Raw genomic sequence first — 20,686 nt, forward strand, 5'->3', positions numbered from 1 at the left:
CCCTGTAAACTCACACCAACAAATTTTAAACCAAGGAATTGTTTGGTTACATCTAAATTGAAAATTTGTTAGTGCTCAAACAGTACAGGGCGATATTGGGAATATTTATTTTATCTTTTCCCTAGAAATATAATAGTTACAAAACTACCTCAATCTGCGGGTTCTCTTCTGTAAATTTAGCGGCTTCTGCCTTATTTACTTGACTATGCCAAACATAAATATGTTTTAGGTTTTCATGGCCTTTAAAAGAGTTTAAACCTTTATTTGAAACAGGGTTGTCATTCAAATTAACGGCATTCAAATATTTGAGTGAGGCTAGTTTTGGAAGAAAAGAGTCTTCAATTTTATTTCCATTCAGTTTGACCTTTTCTAGGTTCTCTAGTTGGCTAATGTCTTGAATCTCTGAACTTGAAAGGGCTGCATCCGCTAGGTTAAGCCAAACGATGTTTTTGGCCAAAGGTAAAAGTCCTTTTACATCTATTTTATCCCTCAGCCTATTTCTGTCAATCGCAATATCAAGCATTAAAGGCTCATGATTCATCACTCTAAAAGTAAAGCCTCCTTTTTCAATTTCGGGTAACAAACTCAGGTCTGCCTTTGCAGGAATATTAGGATTATAGCTTGCCAAATTATTTTCACCGCCAGGTGTAGCTTTTTTATAGCCCAGGTATACTTCTACATTGTCTAGAACTTCTTTATGGTTTTCCAAGCCTAAAAAGGCCACCTCTTTGTTCACCGCATCATTTGTAATCCACCATTTCAAAATGGCTAGTTCTTCTTTGGTCAGTGGCGTTTTGCCATCCGTTGGCATAAATTCCTCATGCTCTTTTTCTAATGTGACTCTTCGGATTATTTCACTTTCTTCTATTTTTCCTGACACCAATATGGGCCCATTTTTACCGCCTTTTATGATGGTTTCATAAGAGCTAAGTACCAGTTCACCCTTCTTTTTACCCGATTGATGGCACTGTGTGCATTTTTTGTCCAAAATGGGTTGAACCAAATCCTCAAAGACCAATACATCTTCTATTTTTTCCGGTATTTCTCTTTTGGTTTCTGTTAAAGTAGCCAAGGTTAAATATTCTGTACCGTGGGTCAGGTTTCCACCCTGGTGACCCACATAGCTCATCAGTGCCACTATGCTTAGAAACAAGACGGAAGTGGCTTGTTTAGGCACCTTAACCATAGATTTTCCCTTTTCGCTTAATAAGAAAAGCAGGATTAAACTAATAGCCGTTAAGCCTATGCCACTCCATTTATGGTTCTCTAATAATTGATAGGAGTAATCCCCTGATTTTGATAAAAGCCAACCCAAAAAACAGGCCGCAATCCCCGAGAGTGAACCTAAAAGAAGGGCCAGTTCTGTTGCTTTCCCAAAGTTATTATATTTTGGAAAATAAGAAGCCAAATGAAAAATGCCTGCTATTAATAAGAAGCCAATAGGCAAATGCACCACCAATGGGTGCATTCTCCCAAGAAAAGTACTTATATCCAGTAATATCATTTTAGACGCGAGTTAGTTTAATGGGTGCGGTATGGTTGGCGTTCCATTGGCATACATAAATGCTGTCGTCCTCATCTATACAGACATCATGACCGTGAGCAAAAATTGGATTCTTTAGGTTGGTGGTAGCCTGCAGTTTACCTGCTGTATATTTAGGTGCTTGTCCGCCAGGGTTACTAATTACCTTATTGTTTTGGTCTAGTATGGTCACAAATCCAGAGTCGCCCCAATTTGTTTTGCCTTCCTCGTCTTTGCTCCAACATACGCCTGCATAAATGTTTTGATGATGCAATACAGGTCTGCATACGTGCATACCCGGTAAGTCAATTCTCTCAATAAATTGACCGTCTAGGGTGAAAACCTTAAAGCAGTTTTCATTTCTTGAGGTGCAAATCAAAGTTGGCTTTGCAGGGTTTCTTAAGTCTATGGCCACCCCATGTGCATTAGATAGGTTGTGCTCTTTGTTCTCATTATGATGACCACCAAAATGCCTGATGTATTGGCCTTTACTATCATACTGAATGATATAATCGCTGCCGTAACCGTCTGCTACATAGATGTCTCCATTTGGTGCTACGGCAGTTTCTGTAGGCATGAAAGGTTCGTCTTCTCGGTAAATACCAATGGTTTTAGGATGTCCTAGGGCAAATTGCAACCTGCCATCTAAATCCGTTTTAACCACTTGACCAGCTTGCTTTTCATACTTTCCCGTTTTGTTTTGAAACCATCCGCAGTCGGTAATAAGTAAAAAATCTTCTCCTTGGTCTTTACCAATGGAAAGTCCGTGGCCACCAGGAAAGGCGTGTCCCCAAGTGTCTAGGAGTTTTCCAGATTTATCAAAAATCAGGATGTTGTTATTGGTATGGTCACCTATCATGATAAGACGGCCTTGGCTGTCTTGCACCATTTCGTGGCAGTTTAAAAGTGGGTTGTAGCTTACGCTCAATTTTGCCCAAGCTTTATCCACTTTGTATTTAAAACCTCCATGCCCAATCACGGTTTCTTCTGCTAAGTTTTGATGTAAGATGCCGAAGCTTTTTATGGGTGAGCCTATGGCGGCAATTGCACCTAGAAGCGTGGTGTTTTTTATGAAATTTCTTCTTTTTTGCATAGGGTTTGAAATTTAACTTAGAATGTCGTTTACTATTTTTCCGTGTACGTCGGTCAGTCTAAAACGTCTTCCTTGAGATTTAAAAGTGAGTCTTTCATGGTCTACACCCATGAGTTTCATTAAAGTGGCATGGAAGTCGTGAACATGTACAGGGTCTTTGGTGATGTTGTAAGAAAAATCATCCGTTTCGCCGTAGCTAAAACCACTTTTTACACCTGCTCCTGCCATCCACATGGTGAAGCATCTTGGATGGTGATCTCTGCCATAATTATCTTTAGTAAGTTTACCTTGAGAGTAAACAGTTCTACCAAATTCGCCTCCCCAAACCACCAAGGTATCTTCTAATAAACCTCGCTGTTTCAAGTCTTTGATAAATGCTGCAGTGGCTTGGTCAGTGTTTTGACATTGTTTGGTTATCCCGCCTGGTAGACCTCCGTGATGGTCCCATCCTTGGTGGTATAATTGAACAAATTTCACGTCTTTTTCTAGCAGTTTTCTGGCTAAAAGGCAATTGGCAGCATAGGTGCCAGAGTCTCTACTATCTGGGCCATACATTTCAAAAGTAGCCTCACTTTCCCCAGCCGTATCCATGACTTCCGGTACAGAGGTTTGCATCCTGAAAGCCATTTCGTACTGTGCTATTCTGGCATCAATTTCAGGGTCGTTGATATCTTCATTTTGAAACTGATTGAGTTTTTTCAAATAGCCTAGCATCTCTTCCCGGTCTTTTCCGTCATAACCTTCCGGGTTGTTTAAGAAGAGTACAGGGTCATTCCCTGCTCTAAACTGTACGCCTTGATGCTCAGTTGGTAAAAAACCGTTTCCCCATAGTCGAGAATAAAGTGGCTGGTCTTTTCCGCCGTTCTTTGAAACAAGGACTATAAAAGAGGGCAGATTTTCGTTATCAGAACCTAGGCCATAACTCATCCAAGAACCCATGGAAGGCCTCCCGGGTAGCTGATGACCTGTTTGAAAAAAAGTAATGGCTGGGTCGTGGTTAATATGTTCTGTATAAACGGACTTTACAATACAGAGGTCGTCTACTACCTGTGCGGTATGTGGAAGCAAATCACTCACCCAGGTTTGAGATTCACCATATTTTTTAAATCCCGTAAAAGAAGGTGCGATGGGTAAGGAACTTTGAGAGGCACTCATTCCAGTGAGTCTTTGTCCACCTCTGACAGATTCAGGCAGGTCTTGTCCCATCATATCCACCAGCTTTGGTTTATAATCAAAGGTCTCAAACTGGGAAGGCCCTCCACTCATAAACATATAAACGACTCTTTTTGCTTTGGGTGCAAAATGGGGTAGGCTAGCCAAGATTTGCTGCTGCATTTCTTCGTCAGAAATGACTCCTGTGCTTGATTGAGATTTTGAATTTATTTTATCAAAACCAAACAGGGAGCCTAATGCTAAGGTGCCTAAACCTAGAGAGGTCTTGTTTAGGAAATTTCTCCGGTCAATTTTTTTATTTATTTCGCCAAACTCTGGCGAATCTATTCTGAAATCTTTGTGATGATGATGGCTCATTTTATCTTTTCATTAAGGTGGCGTCAGAATTCATGATGAGATTCGCTACTACAGCATTAGATGCTATAAGAGAAGGCTCCGTTTTCTGATCTACTTTATAATAACCGGCTTCTAGCCAGCCTTTCGTTTTTTCGGGATGTTTTTTGAAGTTCTCCAACTCTTTAGCTTGTACACTTAAAAGCAAAACAAGTTCTCTCTTGTCTGGTGTTTTGCCTGTTAATTTCATGTAAGCAGAGCTGATGGCCTTTTTAGGGTCACTTATTTTTGACATTTCTTCTCCCATCACCTTAGATGCTTCCACATAGGTGGGGTCGTTTAGGGTAACCAGAGCTTGTAAAGGCGTATTGGTTTTTTGACGTCTTATGACACAATAACTCCTAGAGTTTCCATCAAAAGTAGCCAATGTCGGATTTGGTACTGAGCGTTTTATGAGTACATATAAGCTTCTGCGATAAACGGCATCAGTACTGTCTGGCGTATAAGTAGTATTGTTAATTTCCCAGAGTCCCTTAGGCTGGTAGGGTTTTACGCTTTTACCACCAATGTCTTTTACCAGCAATCCGGAGGCCGCCAATGCGTTATCTCTCATCATTTCTGCCGTGAGTCTATTGGCTGGTCCTCTGGCTAAAAAACGATTTTCTAAATCTTTTTCTCTGTGCTGTTCTGTAGCTGTAGAGCTTTGCTGATAGGTGGCCGTCATTACCATGTCTTTCACCAGTTTCTTTACATCCCAGCCAGATTCCATGAAGCCAATCGCCAAATAATCCAGTAATTTAGGATGGGAGGGCATCTCTCCTTGATTTCCAAAGTCCTCCGATGTTTTCACTAAACCGCTACCGTAAATATTCTGCCATATTCTATTCACCGCCACTCTGGCCGTTAGCGGGTGTTCTGGATTTGTAAGCCATTGTGCCAGCCCATATCTGTTTTTAGGAAGGTCTTTTGGCATCGGTAAAATGCTTTCAGGAGTGTTTGGGAAAACGTCTTCACCTCTGGCATCATAGCTTCCGCGTTCCATAATAAAGCTTTGACGTGGTTCTGCCATTTCTTTCATGACCATGATTTCCTCGATATTTTCGGTGGAGTCGGCCAAGGTTTTTCGTTTAACTTGGATTTTGGCCAATTGTAGGGTGGCAGGTTCAAAAACGACCCCGAAATAATATTGTCTAAGTATATCCTTTTCTTCCTTTGAGAGTGCTGTAGGAGCTTTATTGGCGATTACTGCCCATTTATTCGTTTTAGCAATCACTTTGATTTCGAAGGGGATCAATGCTCTTTTATAGATCAAAATGTCATCTACTAGACCATTTTTAAGACCATACCCTCGGCTCCAAGCTCCAATTTGAAGCGGTGGTTGGTTTTTAAAGTTTTGAGGGTCAAACAGTATGTCTTTTGTTAATTCATCTGTTTCCGTTTTCATTTCCAATTCCTTGCCATCCAGAAATATACGGAGTCCCTTGGCCTTTGAGGAGCCGTCGTAGGTCATGGATAAGTTGATCCATTTATTCTTTGGTATAGTTATTTTGCTAGACTTTAGAATAGCATTGGAGGGAGCAGTGTGAGCGATGTTGGCTTCCAAAATACCATCCTTCCGGATGTAAACATGGTATCCTCTAAAGTTGTAAAGGCGTTCTGAAATTCCTTTATGGAAAATGACACCTTCGGTAAATTCTGTAGGAATAAATGTATTTAAAGAGATGGTGAAAGCGTCTGATTTACCAAATATTCCTGCACCTCCGGTATTTAGCCAGGCATCTCCATTTAATTTCAAACCATTTCCGTTAAGGCTAGGTATAAAAGTGGGCTGCTCTTTAGCCCCAGATTCTATGCTCATGAATCCCTTTTGATTCGCATTTAAAGCATTGTTAATGTTTTTCTGGTCAAAGGTGTATTTGGCGGTTAGCCCACTTTCCGGAATGCTTTGATTTTTAAGATGCTTATAGCCTTCTTTCTCTATCCAGTTTTGGAAGTTTTTTTGTCCGCTATTAATGATTTTTTCAAGCTTCGCTTCTTCAGAAGTCAACTCCCCATTGATAAAGCTTATAATTTCTTCCTGCTTTTGGGTAGGAAGCAATAACGTGGGAGTGGGAAGTGCGTCGTCCCATGATATTTGACCGGCTTCTTTTACATTATTGAAAAAGCTAAAAAGCTCAAAGTAATTTTTTTGAGAAAAAGGGTCATACTTGTGATCGTGACATTTGGCACAGCCTACGGAGAGCCCTAAGAAGGCATCTCCCAGCGTGTTTGTCCTGTCCATAACATACTCGGCTTTAAACTCTTCCTCTATAATACCTCCTTCCATGTTTTGCTGATGATTACGGTTAAAGGCCGTGGCTATTAGCATTTCTTTGCTTGGGTTGGGCATGAGGTCTCCTGCCAATTGCCAATGAATGAATTTATCGTAAGGCTGATTTTCGTTAAATGCTTTTATGACCCAGTCTCTATACGGCGACATATCTCTAAGCCTGTCTACAGTATACCCGTGGGTGTCTGCAAAACGGGCTAGGTCTAGCCAGTCTGTGGCCATTCTTTCTCCATAATGAGGCGAATTAAGGAGCCTGTCTACTATTTTTTCAAAGGCTTCTGGGCTTTTATCGTTTTTAAAGTTTTCTATTTCTTTCAAGGTAGGAGGAAGACCTATCAAGTCAAAAGTGACTCTCCGGATTAAGGTTTCTTTGTCTGCCGGAGCAGATGGGGTCAGCTTCTTTTCTTCAATTTTGCTTAGAATAAAATTGTCAATCGGAGATTTAATCCATTCTTCGTTTTTGACTGAAGGTATCTTCGGCATTTCTGGTTTTACAAATGCCCAATGTTCTTTGTATTCTGCTCCTTCATCTATCCACCTAATGAGTACGGCTTTTTCATAATCAGAAAGTGAGAGATGAGATTCTGGTGAGGGCATAACCAAGTCAGGGTCTGTAGACGTAATTCTATGAAAAACTTCACTGCCATTTAAGCTTCCTGGGTCTATAGCCACCTTGCCAGGATTCTCGGGCAATTCGCCATAAGCTCCTACAGCCAAATCGAGCCTCAGTCCTGCTTTTTGTTTAGCCTTATCAGGTCCGTGGCAGGCAAAACACTTGTCAGACAAAATAGGCTTAACATGAATATTATAGTCTAATTCTTTCGGTAGCTCATCTAGGGCTTGCTCTAACTCTGGTGGCAACTCTGGTCCACAGGCTATTAATGTAAGTAATGCCAGTGCTTTGCCTGTGTGCTTTATATGCTGAATGAATCTTCCAGTCATTAATTAGAAGTATTTAAATAGGTGTTTTGAATTGGATAATAAAGGTAGCTTACTTTAAAAGAAAGCAATTTATCAAAAAAGACTTTGTAGTTAACAAATCCGACTTTTGTGTTATTTTTATCTTCGGATAGGGTAATGTATTTTTAGTATTTAAGAGGATATAGGACAATGAACGACTTTAAATTGCTAAATACGGGCAAGCTAGAATTAGATGAAAACTGGAATTACAAAAATGTAATAAGTCCATTTTACCGACTTTATTATATAAGTGATGGAGCAGCGGAAGTGACTTTTGATAATAAGGTAAGGACAATAAAGAAGGGCTATATGTACCTCATTCCCAGCTTTACACTTTCCAATTATAATTGCTTTTCTCATTTTACACAACATTATGTCCATATAGAAGAGGTCCTAAAGTCGCAAGCCTCCTTAAAGCAAAGAAATACACTGCTTTTCGAAGTCAAAGTAACGGAGCTGGATAAGGCATTACTTGAAAGGTTATTGTCAATTAATTCAAAAAAAGCCTTGATGAATTGGAATCCTAAGGTGGGTGTAGATTTGACACAGAGTAGTATTCAGGCAGCGTCTTTGGAGTCGGGGATTATGGAGACCAATGGTATTGTGCTTCAGTTGATGTCAAGGTTTGTACATATTGAGATCGGCTCTGAAAGAAAGGAGCTGGCCGGATTAAATAAGATGTCGGAAGTACTCCTTTATATACACGAGAATTATGATAAGGATTTAACTGTTAAAAAAATAGCGGGCATTGTGCATCATAATGAAGACTATTTTAGTCGACTTTTCTTGAAGTTCATAGGCGTTAGGCCTCTTGTTTATATCAATAGAGTCCGTATAGAAAGGGCTCAGCATTTGCTATTATTTTCAGATCTCAGCATCAATGAAATTGGGTACAAAGTAGGTTTTGAGAATAGAACCTATTTCTCTAAAGTTTTCAAAAAACTTTCTGGTAAATCTGCCACTACCTATAGATTAGAGGCCAATCAGGTGTAGGTTAAATGTTCGTAAGTGGGTTGAAATCAAGATTTTGTGATTTATTGGGATCCCTGTGTATGGGTGATTTTCATCTTAGAATAGGTATTTCCCAAAATAATATCTGCAAATGCCAAATGGGCTGCAAGCCACCTAGGAAGGGTCATATAATTTTGCATTGTCTATCTGAGGATAGTTTTATAATAATGTTGTTTGTGCAAGAGATGCTATTTTGACGAGCAACGAATTGAATACTATTGAATAATGAAACCTACTTATTTAAAAGATATTAACGAAGAGAATTTTGATTTCACCCATGGTTCTAGATTGGTGTACGGCTGCTCTGGTCTTGGGGGAGTGTGGGGAGAAACCAACTATGAGGAGTCTGTGGATTGCTTATTATATGCTTTTGAAAACGGTATAAAATCGCTGGATACTTCGCCGTCTTATAATCAATCTGAGACGGTTGTGGGAAAAGCTCTTAAGCAATGGAAGGGGGAAAGACCATTTATTTCTACCAAAGTGGGTAGATTAAAAAGTGAAAACGCTCATGACACTGTTGTAGATTATAGTGCCGCTAGAATGAGACAAAGTGTGGAAGAGAGCTTAGATACACTTGGTGTAGACTACGTGGATCTATTGTTTCTACATGAGCCCTATTTAGTGCCTTTAAATAAGATAGAGGAAATTCTGGATACATTGAAGGGCTTTGTGGCCGACGGCTATGTTCGTTCACTAGGCGTAGGTGGAAACCCGACAGATGGTTTCAGACCTTATATTACCAGCGATAATTTCCAAGCCGTCTCTGGCTTTTTAAAAGTGGATGCATGTAATCTAGATGGTTTTAAGAAGGATTTACCACATAATCATAAAGAAGGGGTTGCTTATTATGCGGCTTCTGCACTTCATTTTTCTCTTTTAGGAAATAGATACGATCAGTATGTTACAAATCCACCAAACGACGAGTGGATATCAGAACAGGATGTCCGGAACGCAGAAATAATTAAAGCCATCGCAGATAGAGAAGGCATGAAGATCTCCACCCTGGCTCAGCGTTTTTTGTTTTCTATGACAGAGGCCAATAGGGTGGTTATGGGTGCTAGAAAAATAGAGCAGATTACATCCACTATTTCAGATTGGCAGGCGGGCGTTTTGACAGAATCTCTTTTTGACGAAATTGTAGATGCCATAACGAATAGTTAAAAATTTAAGTCGTAAATCGGGTGAATTTCCAAAAGGGATTCACCCTTTTTTTTATGACTAAGGTTTGTTATACTGCCTGATTGGGTCTCCTATATCTTATGGTATACTCGCCTTTCCCTCTGATCTTTGAAGGGATAAGATCTCGCACTTTGTTGAACTAAATGAGTAAAATGTAGTACTATATTGGCTTTGGTGAATATGGAGTCTTAATGACTAGTACTGTTTTATTAGATAAAACATAGGTTTAGCGAGCACCTGAGAATCAAGCGATTTTATCTTTCACAACGTATAATATTATGTGAAGTTAAAGAATATGTCTCTAGTGAAAGAGGCATATTCCTATGATTTTGGTTTTTTATATACCCGATATAATACTTATCGAACATTTATTTTACTTTCGGTACTTATGCTTAATAAGTCCATGTTTTCTCATTTATATCTCTTTAAAGGGCATTTACACTTCTAATTTACATTAATTTCTAGTTTAAGTTCAATTGTACTCCGTTTGGTCTAATGGTAATATAGTATTGTCTTATGCTTTTTCATTAATAGACTAATTCTGATAAATAATAGAATTTTGTAAAGTTGATTCTGGGCTAGGCCAAAGTCTTTCAGTTTCATCGGAGGTTTCATTGTTTTAAAATGGATGAACCGTAGGTAGAAGATAAATAGAATTAAAAAACAACCAAACTATTCTTAATTATGAGAAGAAAATTACATGAATTTCGAAAGCTCTGGATGAAGGCTGTTCCAATGACTGCTTTTGTTCTGAGTTTATTTATTGGGCAATCTTTTGGACAGTCTAGACAAGTTACCGGAAAAGTTGTTTCAGGAGCCGATAAGTCTGGTTTGCCAAGTGCAAGTGTGCTACAAAGCGGCACTAGTAATGGGGTTATGACAGACCTCGATGGGAATTTTAAGATTAACGTTAGTGGAGCGGATTCTAAATTAATATTCAGTTATATCGGCTTTATAGACCAAGAGGTGGTGGTGGGTAACCAGTCTATCATTAATATAACATTGGCAGAGGATGCCAATGCACTTAGTGAAGTAGTGGTTATAGGATACGGAAGCCAGAAGAAAAGCGACATGACTGGTTCTGTGAGCTCAGTAAACGCCGAAGAACTGGGCAAGTTTGCGACTTCAAATGCGGCAGGAACGCTTCAAGGTAGAATGGCGGGCGTGAGAGTATCTCCACAGGGTGGTTCACCAGATTCACCTATGAAAATCACAATTAGAGGTTCAGGTACACTATCGGATGCTGGTCCTTTATATGTTATAGATGGTATGCTTACTGGTGGAATGGGTTCTTTAAATCCACAAGACATAGAAAGTGTTTCAGTACTTAAAGATGCTTCTGCCACAGCCATTTATGGTTCTAGAGCGGCTAATGGCGTTATCATTGTAACCACTAAAAAAGGAAGAAGTGGCGATATGACTGTTAATTTTAATGCAAGTACAGGAATTCAAAAAGCAGCTAATTTGATAGATTGGGCAAATGCACGTCAATATGCAGATATAGTGAACAGAGCGAGAGATAATGACGGCAATCCAAGATTCCCTTCAAACGATGCTCAGTTTAATCCAAATGTAGATTCAGATATTCAACGTGAAAGTTTGAGAAATGCACCAATTTCCAATATTGGATTAAGTATGGGTGGTGGTTCTAAAAATACAACTATGAATTTCTCTATGAATCACATGGAACAAGTAGGTATTGTGAAAGAGTCTGATTTCTCACGTACAAACATCAGGGTTAATTCAAGTTATACAAAAGGTAGATTCAAATTACAGCAGACCTTAGGCGTAAACCGTTCGGTGAATAATCCTAATAATTATTTTAGCCGCGAAAGAGACCAAATTCCTACCGTGCCTATTTATGATGAGAACGGAGCGTTTACTGGAACAAACGTACCAGCAGGACAAACTATAAGTTTAGGTAATTATTCAGGAGTGGGTAATTTGATTAACTCTTTAGGTTTAGCCACTATTGAAGATAGAACAGTAACCAGCAATGGCTTACTTGGAAACGTAGATGCTACTTTGGAAATACTGAAAGGTCTTAAGTATAGGTTTAATGTGGGTGTGGATATGTCTAACTCAAATAATTACACTTTTACGCCGAAATACAAGCATAATGATACCCCAATGGGTAATAAGCCTTTTGCAGAATTAAATGAAAGTAATTCTAACTTTTTGTCCTATCTAACCGAGCATACTTTGAACTACTTTAAAACATTAGGCAAGACACAAGTAGATGTTTTAGGGGGGTATTCTTCCCAAGTAGGAAAAGGTCGCTCATTAGGTATAGTTGCAAGAAACTTCCCTAGTAACGACATAAGAGTGGCTTCTGCTGCTTCTGATAGAGCTCAAGCTCCTTCAAATGCTTATGAAACTGGTTTGTTGTCTTATTTTGGACGTGCCAATGTAACTATTGATGGTAAATACCTTCTTACTGCTACTTTAAGAAGAGATGGTTCTTCCTTGTTTAGAGAAGATTTAAGATGGGGTACCTTCCCATCAGCAGCTATAGGTTGGAATATTAGTAATGAGTCTTTTATGCAAAACGTAACCGCTATAACGAATCTTAAATTGAGAGCAAGTTATGGTGAGATTGGTTCTAATAACGTCAATGCTTACGCTATCGACCCTGAATTGAATCTGAACTCCGACTATATCATTGGAGCGGGACAGACAAGATACCAAGGGTATTCTATTACTAAAGGAGTGAATCCTAATATTACTTGGGAGACAACGAAAACCACTGATATTGGAGTAGAATTTAATATGCTTCAAAATAAGCTTCAGTTTACGATGGATTATTTCAATAAAAACTCTGAAGATGTTTTAGTCGCTCTTTCTTTACCTCTTTATACTGGTTTTGGAAATGCGGTACCTTTCAATACCGCGAGTATAAAAAATAACGGTTTTGAATTTCAAGCCAACTATTACGACAACTTTGGTAAAAGCTTCAAATACTCTGTAAGTGCCAATTTTACAACCCTTCAAAACGAAGTGACTGCTTTAGGTAGAGCTACGCCAATTATTCAAGGTCAGTTTACTTCAAACGGGCTTAAGTCTACTAAAACAGACGTAGGTCATCCAATCGGAGCGTTTTATGGTTTCGTAACAGACGGTATTTATCAGTCAGATGAGGAAGCCTTAGCGGCTAAGGATTTTAACAAACCACAGGCTGGAGATTTAAAGTTTAAAGATCTCAACGGCGATGGTAAAATAGACAACAGTGACCAAACATACATTGGTAATCCTGCACCTGGAATCATCTATGGTTTGAATTTCAGTGGAGAATACAAGAGTTTCGATATGACATTCTTGTTTGATGGTGTTGCTGGTAACGAAATATTGAACGGAACAAGATATAGAGGGTATTTTGATACAGAAGGTAATTATTTGGCCGATGCCTTGAACGGATGGACGCCTTCAAATACCAACACGGATGTGCCAAGAAATACGCAAACAGACCCGGGTTATAATAGAAGATTCTCTGATTTTTACTTAGAAGATGGTTCTTTCTTTAGACTTAAAAACGTGCAGGTAGGTTATAGTATTTCTAACGATATGTTAACCAAAATAGGAATGACTAGTGCCAGGATTTATGTCAGTAGCCAAAACCTATTAACGCTTTCAAAGTATACGGGATATTATCCTGAGGTAGGAAGTAATACGAGAAGTAATCCAAGATTATTTAATGAGGGTGTGGATGAAGGAGCATATCCTATGCCAAAGAATTATCAAATAGGATTACAAGTGAATTTTTAAAAGAGACTTAAAGAAATAAGATTATGAAAATAAATTGGAAAATAACATCAGCATTATTTATGCTGCTCAGCACGGGAGTTTTCTATTCTTGTAATGAAGATATATTAGAACAGAATAATCCGAATGCCATCACTCCCAAGTCTTTTTGGAAGACCGCGGATGATGCCACAAAGGGTATATTAGGAGCTTACAGCCCTTTTACACACATCTGGAATTATTCAAGGTTTGAGATTTTTGTGTCGGATTATCGCGATGATGTGGTGAATGCTTACGGTACTTCAGAAAGAACGGCAGTAGGAGCATTTAATGGTATTTCTACCAGTAATGGTACATTTTGGGTTTGGAGTACGCATTATCAGGCTATCACACGAGCTAATGAGGTCATTTTTAATGTGCCAAATATTGAAATGGATCAGGCTATGAAGGACGCCATAATTGGCGAAGCCCATTTCTTAAGAGGATATCATTATTTTCAGTTGGTGAATAACTGGAGAAATGTTCCTTTGATTTTGAAGCCTTTTTCTGAAATAGCAGACCCAGAAGCTATTGCTCAGGCGGCACCAGAAGAAACTTGGAAACAGGTTATAGCTGATTTTAAAGCTGCTCAAGGCTTGTTGCCGAAAGATTGGGATTCTGCCAATTTGGGAAGAGCCACTTGGGGTGCAGCCACTTCTTTCTTGGGTAAGGCATATCTTTACCAATCAGATTATGCCAATGCAAAAACGGAACTGAAAAAAGTAATTGATAGTGGTAAATATAAGTTGACAGCAGATTATGGCGATAACTTTTCAGAAGATACCGAGAATAACGCGGAGTCCATTTTCGAGATTCAGTTTATTGCTGATGGAAATCAGGGCTGGGGTGGAGATGCTGCTGGAACAGGTAAAGGGGCGGCTTTTCATCCAGACTTATCGCCAGCCGGTTTCACAGGTCAAGATGGCATGCAGATAAACAAATGGACTTTAGACCTTTTCTTAGATGAGAAAACGGTAGATGGTCAAATTGACCCACGTGCATTTGAAACTTTATTTTGGGATACCAATGAAACAACGACTTATAAAGGTAGGACCTTGAAATCTAGCACCTATTTAGGAAAATCTTACAAAGATGTTTATAGCGATGGTAGAAAAACCATTTACGCTAGCAAGCATCTGGACGTGAAACAAGGTTTTACAGGTTCTCAATCGGAAGGCTGGCACCAGTCGGGAAATAATTTACGATTAATGCGATATGCCGATGTACTATTAATGTACGCCGAGGCAGAAATAGGAGGCTGGAAAGGCGGAGCAGCTACTCAGGCAGCTGTAGGTGCCGTGAATCAAGTCAGAGCTCGTGTTAATATGCCACCATTGGGATTGTCAATGACGATGAAGGATATAGAAGATGAGCGTGTAAAAGAGCTTTCGTTAGAAAGAACAAGATATCACGATTTACTAAGATGGGGTTTAATACAAGAAAGACTGGTGAAGCATCCAGAACTTAAATCATCTAGCAGTGGTACTGGGGCTTATCAGCCGGGAAGGGAATATATTGACATTCCTCAAAACGAAATTGATGCCAATCCTAATTTTAAACATAATCCTGGATACAACTAAATCTGTACATATAATCTAAGCAAAGCCGTCTCATTTATTTGAGACGGCTTTTTTTTTGCGATACATCGCTCCCCCAATTTAGGTCTGATTTCCAATTACAATATGGGATAGGATAAAATTCAAAGGTGCTTATATCACGCTAACAGGTTTAGAGCGGGTAAGTGCAGGACTGTGTTTTTCTAATTCTTTGGTAGATAGCGTTATGGTTTGAAATCTAAAGCCAGTTTTACGCCAAAAGCAGGTAGAATCTTACCTCATACAACTTTAAAAGACCTTATGATGGATATTCCGATAAAGAATATTCGGGTTTTATATTTCTGAAAATCAAGTAGATATAAGGCGTTTTGAAAAAAAAGATATTTTAGACTAAGGGTTTTTTAGAAGAATTTAGTCTTGGTAGTTATAGGGTTAGATTTTATGATTATTCGAATTTATTTTATGATTATAATTTTAAGGTTTATTTAATGGAACAAGCACAAAATAATAGGTTTTCAGAGCGTGAGCCAAAATCGAAGCTTTATGTTAACAAGGATTGTAAGGTTTTGTCTGATTCTGAAAACCAAAATGCGACTTCTTTAGATGATGAATTGTTTATTAAAGAGGCCTTCAAGATTAGCCCTGAAAAAGGTTGTGAGTTGCTATTTCGTCGATACCACATCGCACTATGCAGTCATGCCGTGCGGTATGTTTATTCTAAAGAAATAGCCGAGGATATTGTCAGCAATGTGTTCTGTAAATTCTGGAAAAATCAATCTTACCTAACCATTAGCTCTTCTTACCGGTTTTATATTTTTCGATCTGTAAGAAATGAGGCCTTTTCTTATTTAAAGTCTGAATTTAAAGATTTTACCAGCTTAGATGATTCTATATACACCAAAGGTTCTGACAGTCTCCGTCCAGATAATATCACGCAATATGATGAATCATTTAACCGAGTAAAAGAACTGGTAGACGCTTTGCCACCGCAGTGTAAAAAGGTGTTTTTAATGAGCAGATTCGAAGGGAAAAAAGCTCCAGAAATTGCTCAAGAAATGGGGCTTTCTATTAAAACCATCGAAACGCATTTAACTAAGGGTTTAAGTACCATAAAAAAGGGATTGAAGGATTACCTGAGTTTTTCATTGAGTTTGCTTTTAATATTATTAAAGTAAAACATCCACTTAGAACATGAATATAGAAATATCAAAAGAATTAATATTTGATAATTTTGCCAATAAGACGACCCCTTTGCAGCGAAAACAGATTGATACCTGGTTACAATCGATATCAAATGAGGAACAATATTATAAATGGCTAGAGGAATGGGAAAACCAGAATCTGGAATATTCTCCTGACAGCGAAGCTTTAATTAAGCGTTACACAGATTTTTTTAGTAATAATGCTGGTCCACTTGAGGTGGAACAACCCAAACATAAATGGCGATTTAAACTGCAAACTAAACATGTAGTTCGTTGGTCAGCTGCTGCTTCCATCTTTTTTCTTTTGGGAATTGCTTTTTGGCAATATCAAGACAATATCTACTACAAATCTTACCAAACCACATTTGGGGAAGTAAAGTCATTTATTCTTAGGGACGGCACACAGATTACGCTCAATGCAAATTCTCAATTGAGCGTGCCTCGGTTTGGATTTGGGGAGTCAACCCGTAGGGTATCTTTAAATGGTGAGGCTGCTTTTTCTGTCACACATACGCCAAGTAATCAGAAGTTTATTGTAAAAACCAATAAGGGCTTTGAAGTCGTGGTTTTGGGAACAGAGTTTTCGGTTTTTTCTCGTTCTAGAGGAGCTAATGTGGTGTTGAAAAAAGGTAAAGTTTTGGTCAACTATAACGAAGGCAAAACCCACAAACAGATCGTCATGAAGCCAGGGGAGCTGGTTTCTTTTAATAAACAAAATCAGGCTTTGGTTAAAAAAGTAACGCAAACAAATCATTTGTCTTTATGGAAAGAAAAGCGATTTGTTTTTGAAGAAACAATGCTTTCGGATGTAGCTCAAATGTTGGAAGAAACTTACGGATTGAAAGTGACGATTGAAAGTCCTGAGCTTGCCCATAGAAAGTTAATGGGCTCATTTAGAGCGGAAAACGTAGACGAGCTTTTAGTGACAATTTCGGAACTCCTAGATTTAAATGTGGTGCGACAAGAAGATAAAGTACACCTTTCAGAAAAATAATATTCAACTTAATAAACCTATAAACAATGACAAAAAATCTAAAAAATGCCTCTAGTTTGGGGTTTTTAGTACTCCTGCTATTTGCAGGATTCCCGGGTCGCTCGCAAATGATTGCTATGACGAGCCAAATCTTAAACACGGAAGTGCCGAATCAATCCACCAAGCGTAATCTGGGCGAAGTTCTTAATGAGCTTAAGTCTCATTACAACGCTGATATTTTGTTTGAAGCCAAAACGGTAGAAGGAATATCAATTACTAATAAATCGATTAATAAAGGCTTAAGTCTAGAACAAAACTTGGACATTTTATTAATTCCTTTTGGATTAAAATACAAAAAAATCAATCGAACGTCGTACACCATATTTGTAAGTAAGGATAATAAAGTTGGACTAAATTCTATAGAAAAACTTAAGGAGCTAGGCTTCCTTAACGCTTCATTGGTGTCTTTTGACAAAATGAGTAGGGTTAGAGAGATGGATAGAATTGACCATATTAACGCTGAGATTAGTGTTAAAGGAAAAGTAACTGAAACGGGAAGCAAAGAAGGAATACCTGGAGTTAGTGTGGTCGTGAAAGGGACTACTAACGGTACCATAACCGATGAGAATGGAGAATTCAAAATTTCGGTGCAAAATGAAAAATCTAAACTGGTTTTTAGTTTTGTGGGTTATGAGCCCCAAGAAGTGGAAGTGGGTAATCGTACTCGAATAGATATTATTCTTTCGACAGATACAAAGACGCTAAACGAAATTGTGGTGGTAGGTTATGGCACGCAACGCCTAAAAGATGTAACGGGTTCGGTGGCAACAATAAACCAAAGTACCATTAAGGATTTGCCAGTGTCTTCGGTTGATCAAAAAATGATTGGACAAGTTGCTGGGGTGCAAATTCAGCAATTGTCTGGAGCTCCTGGAGCAGGTACCTCTATTCGTATTCGTGGAAGTGGGTCATTGGGTGCAGGTAATGAGCCTTTATATGTTGTAGATGGAATGCCTTATTCGGCAGGTTTAAATCAAGACTTTAACCCACTTTTATTAATAGATCCTAATGATATTGAATCTATATCGATCTTAAAAGACGCCTCTTCTACTGCCATTTATGGCTCGCGTGGTGCAAATGGTGTCATTATGATTACAACCAAAAAAGGACAATTCAATCAGTTGAAAGTAACGGTATCGTCTATGGTAGGTGTACAGCAAGTTCCGCAGAAAGGGAGACCTAATCTGATGAACCAGCAGGAGTTTGTTGATTTGCAACGAAATAAAATTGATATAGCAGTTCTTAGAGCAGAAAACAGAGCCACTACACTCAACGACTATCCTGTGGAATACCGAAATCCTGAAAATTTGGTTGGAGATGGTACAGACTGGTACGATTTATTGCTGCAATCGGCAGCTATACAAGAGCATACCGTAAATATGCAAAAAGGGAATGAAGATTCTCGTTTAAACTTTAGCTTCGGTTATTTTAACCAAGAGGGTGTATTGAAATACACGGGAGTGGAGAGATACAATGCAAAACTAGGTATGGAGTCAAACATCAGCAACAACCTTACCATAGGTGTTTCTTTGCAACCCACTTTTATCAATCAAACACGTACCAGCACAAATTCAAACCGTGAAGATGTGATTGGAGTGGCCAACTGGGCCAATCCAGTTGTTTCTCCTTACGACAGTGATGGCAACCTGGTTCCTTATTTGGTTTCTCCGCAAAGCAAATACCACTCTGCCTGGAGTTTCGCCAATCCGCTTTTTGTATTACGAGAAACTTCTCAAAACCAAAACCAATTTCAAAATCTAGGTTCTGCATTTATGGAATGGACTGTTTTACCAAATTTAAAAGCAAAAACTGCTCTTAATACCATCTGGAGTACCTCCAAGTTTGATCAATACGTGCCGAGTACCGTAGGGCGATCTAATGTTAAGCCTTTGCCAGGCACAGGTAGAGCTTCTGAGGTCAATTCGAATAATTTTAATTGGTTGATCGAGAATACGCTTACTTATGATAAAACATTTGGAAAACATAGAATCAATGTATTAGGCGGATATTCAACCCAAAAGAGTGTTTCGAATTCCACCAGCTTAGTAGCGAGTCCTTTTTCAAATGACTTGATAGAAACTATAAATGCAGCTCAAGCCATTACCAGTTGGAACCAAAATGTAGAAGCATGGAGTATTATTTCCTATTTAGGAAGAATAAATTATGCGTTTAACGAAAAGTATCTTTTAACCGGAACTTTCCGTACTGATGGCTCTTCTCGATTTGGAATTAAAAACAGATATGCCAATTTCCCATCTGTGGCTGGAGCTTGGAGAGTGTCGGAAGAGGATTTTATGAAAAACAGTAAGGTTATCAGTGACTTAAAACTAAGAGCGAGTTATGGTATCAGTGGAAATAATAACATTGGAAATTATTCTCATTTAGCTTCTATTAGTCCGGGCACTTATGTTTTTGGAACCAATCAAGTTTCTGCATCTTTTGTGGGTTTGTCAAATCCATATCTTACTTGGGAAGAGTCCAATCAATTTGACGCCGGTTTAGATGTTGAACTTTTCAATAATAGGTTATCAGTGGTTTTAGATTTCTATAACCGCGTGAGTAAAAATATGCTACTTAATGATATTATCCCTGGTATTACAGGTTTCAACTCACAAGTTGTCAACAAGGGAAATGTTAGAAATAGAGGTATCGAAATATCGCTTGGAGGCACGCCTGTTTCAGGGGCGTTGAACTGGGATACCAACCTGAACTTTGCATTTAACCGTAACATGGTACTTTCCTTAAATGAAAATGGAGATAGGGTTTTATCTGGAAATAATGACAACAATCCAACGCACGTAACGGTGGTAGGAAAGCCCATCGGGCAATTTTTTGGATTTATTTCTGAAGGTGTATATACCGCAGAAGATATGGCCAATCCAGAACTCATAAAAACCACCCAAGTGTATGAAGGAAACTCCAAATACAAGGATGTAAACGGTGACGGAACTATCAATGACTTTTTGGATTATACCCTAATCGGTAACCCTCATCCTAAGTTTATTTTTGGCTTTTCAAACAACTTCTCCTACAAAAAACTTAGTCTAGGAATAATCATGAACGGTATGTATGGTGGTCAAGTAATGAATGGTTTACGTCAGACAACAGACAACCTACAAGGTTTTTTTAATGTAAACAAAGAGTTTGCAAACAGATGGAAAAGCACAGAAGAGCCAGGTGATGGAACATTATATGGTGTACCTAAGTTAACACCGAGCTGGGGTCACCGTGTAAACAGCAGATGGGTGGAAGATGCGTCTTTCTTAAGAATTTCTAATATTTCTTTGGGCTATACACTTCCAGACAAGTTTGTTAAAAAGACCAACATCGTTAATAATTGTCGTTTTTACTTAACCGTTAGAAATGCGGCGATGTTTACAAAATACCAAGGAGCCAATCCAGAAGCACAGTCAAGAAATATTGACAATACGCTTTCACCAGGATTTGACATGTCGTCTTATCCACTTTCTAGAACTTCCTCAATTGGTGTTAATCTAACTTTTTAAACTCTACTA

General features: G+C 38.7%; 11 protein-coding genes. 7 read left to right on the forward strand and 4 right to left on the reverse strand.

Annotated features, from left to right (window positions below; genetic code table 11):
• Positions 1 to 136: 136 nt before the first annotated feature.
• From ACSBFT_RS04765 to ACSBFT_RS04780, 4 genes are read right to left on the reverse strand one after another with little or no spacing between them, the layout of a single operon-like run.
• Positions 137 to 1,504: a c-type cytochrome domain-containing protein gene (locus ACSBFT_RS04765; RefSeq protein ID WP_489603737.1), complete on the reverse strand. Its 1,368-nt coding sequence runs from the start codon at positions 1,502 to 1,504 to the stop codon at positions 137 to 139.
• A gap of 1 nt (position 1,505) precedes the next feature.
• A complete protein-coding gene (locus ACSBFT_RS04770; protein WP_463045388.1) occupies positions 1,506 to 2,615 on the reverse strand; it encodes an NHL repeat-containing protein in 1,110 nt (369 codons plus the stop codon).
• A 12-nt stretch (positions 2,616 to 2,627) separates the two neighbouring features.
• Positions 2,628 to 4,145, reverse strand: coding sequence for a DUF1501 domain-containing protein (locus ACSBFT_RS04775; RefSeq protein WP_489603738.1), 1,518 nt, complete (start codon positions 4,143 to 4,145; stop codon positions 2,628 to 2,630).
• A gap of 1 nt (position 4,146) precedes the next feature.
• A complete protein-coding gene (locus ACSBFT_RS04780; RefSeq protein ID WP_489603739.1) occupies positions 4,147 to 7,392 on the reverse strand; it encodes a DUF1553 domain-containing protein in 3,246 nt (1,081 codons plus the stop codon).
• 168 nt (positions 7,393 to 7,560) lie between these two features.
• On the opposite strand from ACSBFT_RS04780, the gene ACSBFT_RS04785 reads away from it, so the two are divergent.
• The 7 genes from ACSBFT_RS04785 to ACSBFT_RS04815 all read left to right on the forward strand — a co-directional run bounded on the left by ACSBFT_RS04785 (position 7,561) and on the right by ACSBFT_RS04815 (position 20,677).
• Positions 7,561 to 8,403 carry a helix-turn-helix transcriptional regulator gene (locus tag ACSBFT_RS04785; protein ID WP_489603740.1) on the forward strand — a complete coding sequence of 281 codons (843 nt, stop codon included), beginning with the start codon at positions 7,561 to 7,563 and terminating at the stop codon, positions 8,401 to 8,403.
• A 243-nt stretch (positions 8,404 to 8,646) separates the two neighbouring features.
• The gene (locus tag ACSBFT_RS04790; RefSeq protein ID WP_489603741.1) at positions 8,647 to 9,585 is read left to right on the forward strand and encodes an aldo/keto reductase; all 939 of its coding nucleotides are present in this window, start codon (positions 8,647 to 8,649) and stop codon (positions 9,583 to 9,585) included.
• 702 nt (positions 9,586 to 10,287) lie between these two features.
• Positions 10,288 to 13,365 (forward strand): SusC/RagA family TonB-linked outer membrane protein, encoded by a 3,078-nt coding sequence (locus ACSBFT_RS04795; RefSeq protein WP_489603742.1) that lies wholly within the window; start codon positions 10,288 to 10,290, stop codon positions 13,363 to 13,365.
• 23 nt (positions 13,366 to 13,388) lie between these two features.
• Positions 13,389 to 14,960, forward strand: coding sequence for a RagB/SusD family nutrient uptake outer membrane protein (locus tag ACSBFT_RS04800; RefSeq protein ID WP_489603743.1), 1,572 nt, complete (start codon positions 13,389 to 13,391; stop codon positions 14,958 to 14,960).
• Positions 14,961 to 15,424: 464 nt separating this feature from the next.
• Positions 15,425 to 16,111, forward strand: coding sequence for an RNA polymerase sigma-70 factor (locus tag ACSBFT_RS04805; protein ID WP_463045381.1), 687 nt, complete (start codon positions 15,425 to 15,427; stop codon positions 16,109 to 16,111).
• A gap of 16 nt (positions 16,112 to 16,127) precedes the next feature.
• The gene (locus ACSBFT_RS04810; RefSeq protein WP_489603744.1) at positions 16,128 to 17,132 is read left to right on the forward strand and encodes a FecR family protein; all 1,005 of its coding nucleotides are present in this window, start codon (positions 16,128 to 16,130) and stop codon (positions 17,130 to 17,132) included.
• A 26-nt stretch (positions 17,133 to 17,158) separates the two neighbouring features.
• Positions 17,159 to 20,677, forward strand: a complete 3,519-nt coding sequence (locus ACSBFT_RS04815) for a SusC/RagA family TonB-linked outer membrane protein (protein ID WP_489603745.1) — start codon at positions 17,159 to 17,161, stop codon at positions 20,675 to 20,677.
• Positions 20,678 to 20,686 lie beyond the last annotated feature (9 nt).

This window comes from Arcticibacterium sp. SM2516 (assembly GCF_057914865.1).

Excerpts from the sequence above, each read along its gene's own strand:
- ACSBFT_RS04770 (WP_463045388.1), bottom strand. The coding sequence starts at position 2,615 with ATGCAAAAAAGAAGAAATTTCATAAAAAACACCACGCTTCTAGGTGCA.
- ACSBFT_RS04785 (WP_489603740.1), top strand. The coding sequence starts at position 7,561 with ATGAACGACTTTAAATTGCTAAATACGGGCAAGCTAGAATTAGATGAA.
- ACSBFT_RS04800 (WP_489603743.1), top strand. The coding sequence starts at position 13,389 with ATGAAAATAAATTGGAAAATAACATCAGCATTATTTATGCTGCTCAGC.
- ACSBFT_RS04795 (WP_489603742.1), top strand. The coding sequence starts at position 10,288 with ATGAGAAGAAAATTACATGAATTTCGAAAGCTCTGGATGAAGGCTGTT.
- ACSBFT_RS04810 (WP_489603744.1), top strand. The coding sequence starts at position 16,128 with ATGAATATAGAAATATCAAAAGAATTAATATTTGATAATTTTGCCAAT.
- ACSBFT_RS04775 (WP_489603738.1), bottom strand. The coding sequence starts at position 4,145 with ATGAGCCATCATCATCACAAAGATTTCAGAATAGATTCGCCAGAGTTT.
- ACSBFT_RS04780 (WP_489603739.1), bottom strand. The coding sequence starts at position 7,392 with ATGACTGGAAGATTCATTCAGCATATAAAGCACACAGGCAAAGCACTG.
- ACSBFT_RS04765 (WP_489603737.1), bottom strand. The coding sequence starts at position 1,504 with ATGATATTACTGGATATAAGTACTTTTCTTGGGAGAATGCACCCATTG.
- ACSBFT_RS04790 (WP_489603741.1), top strand. The coding sequence starts at position 8,647 with ATGAAACCTACTTATTTAAAAGATATTAACGAAGAGAATTTTGATTTC.
- ACSBFT_RS04805 (WP_463045381.1), top strand. The coding sequence starts at position 15,425 with ATGGAACAAGCACAAAATAATAGGTTTTCAGAGCGTGAGCCAAAATCG.
- ACSBFT_RS04815 (WP_489603745.1), top strand. The coding sequence starts at position 17,159 with ATGACAAAAAATCTAAAAAATGCCTCTAGTTTGGGGTTTTTAGTACTC.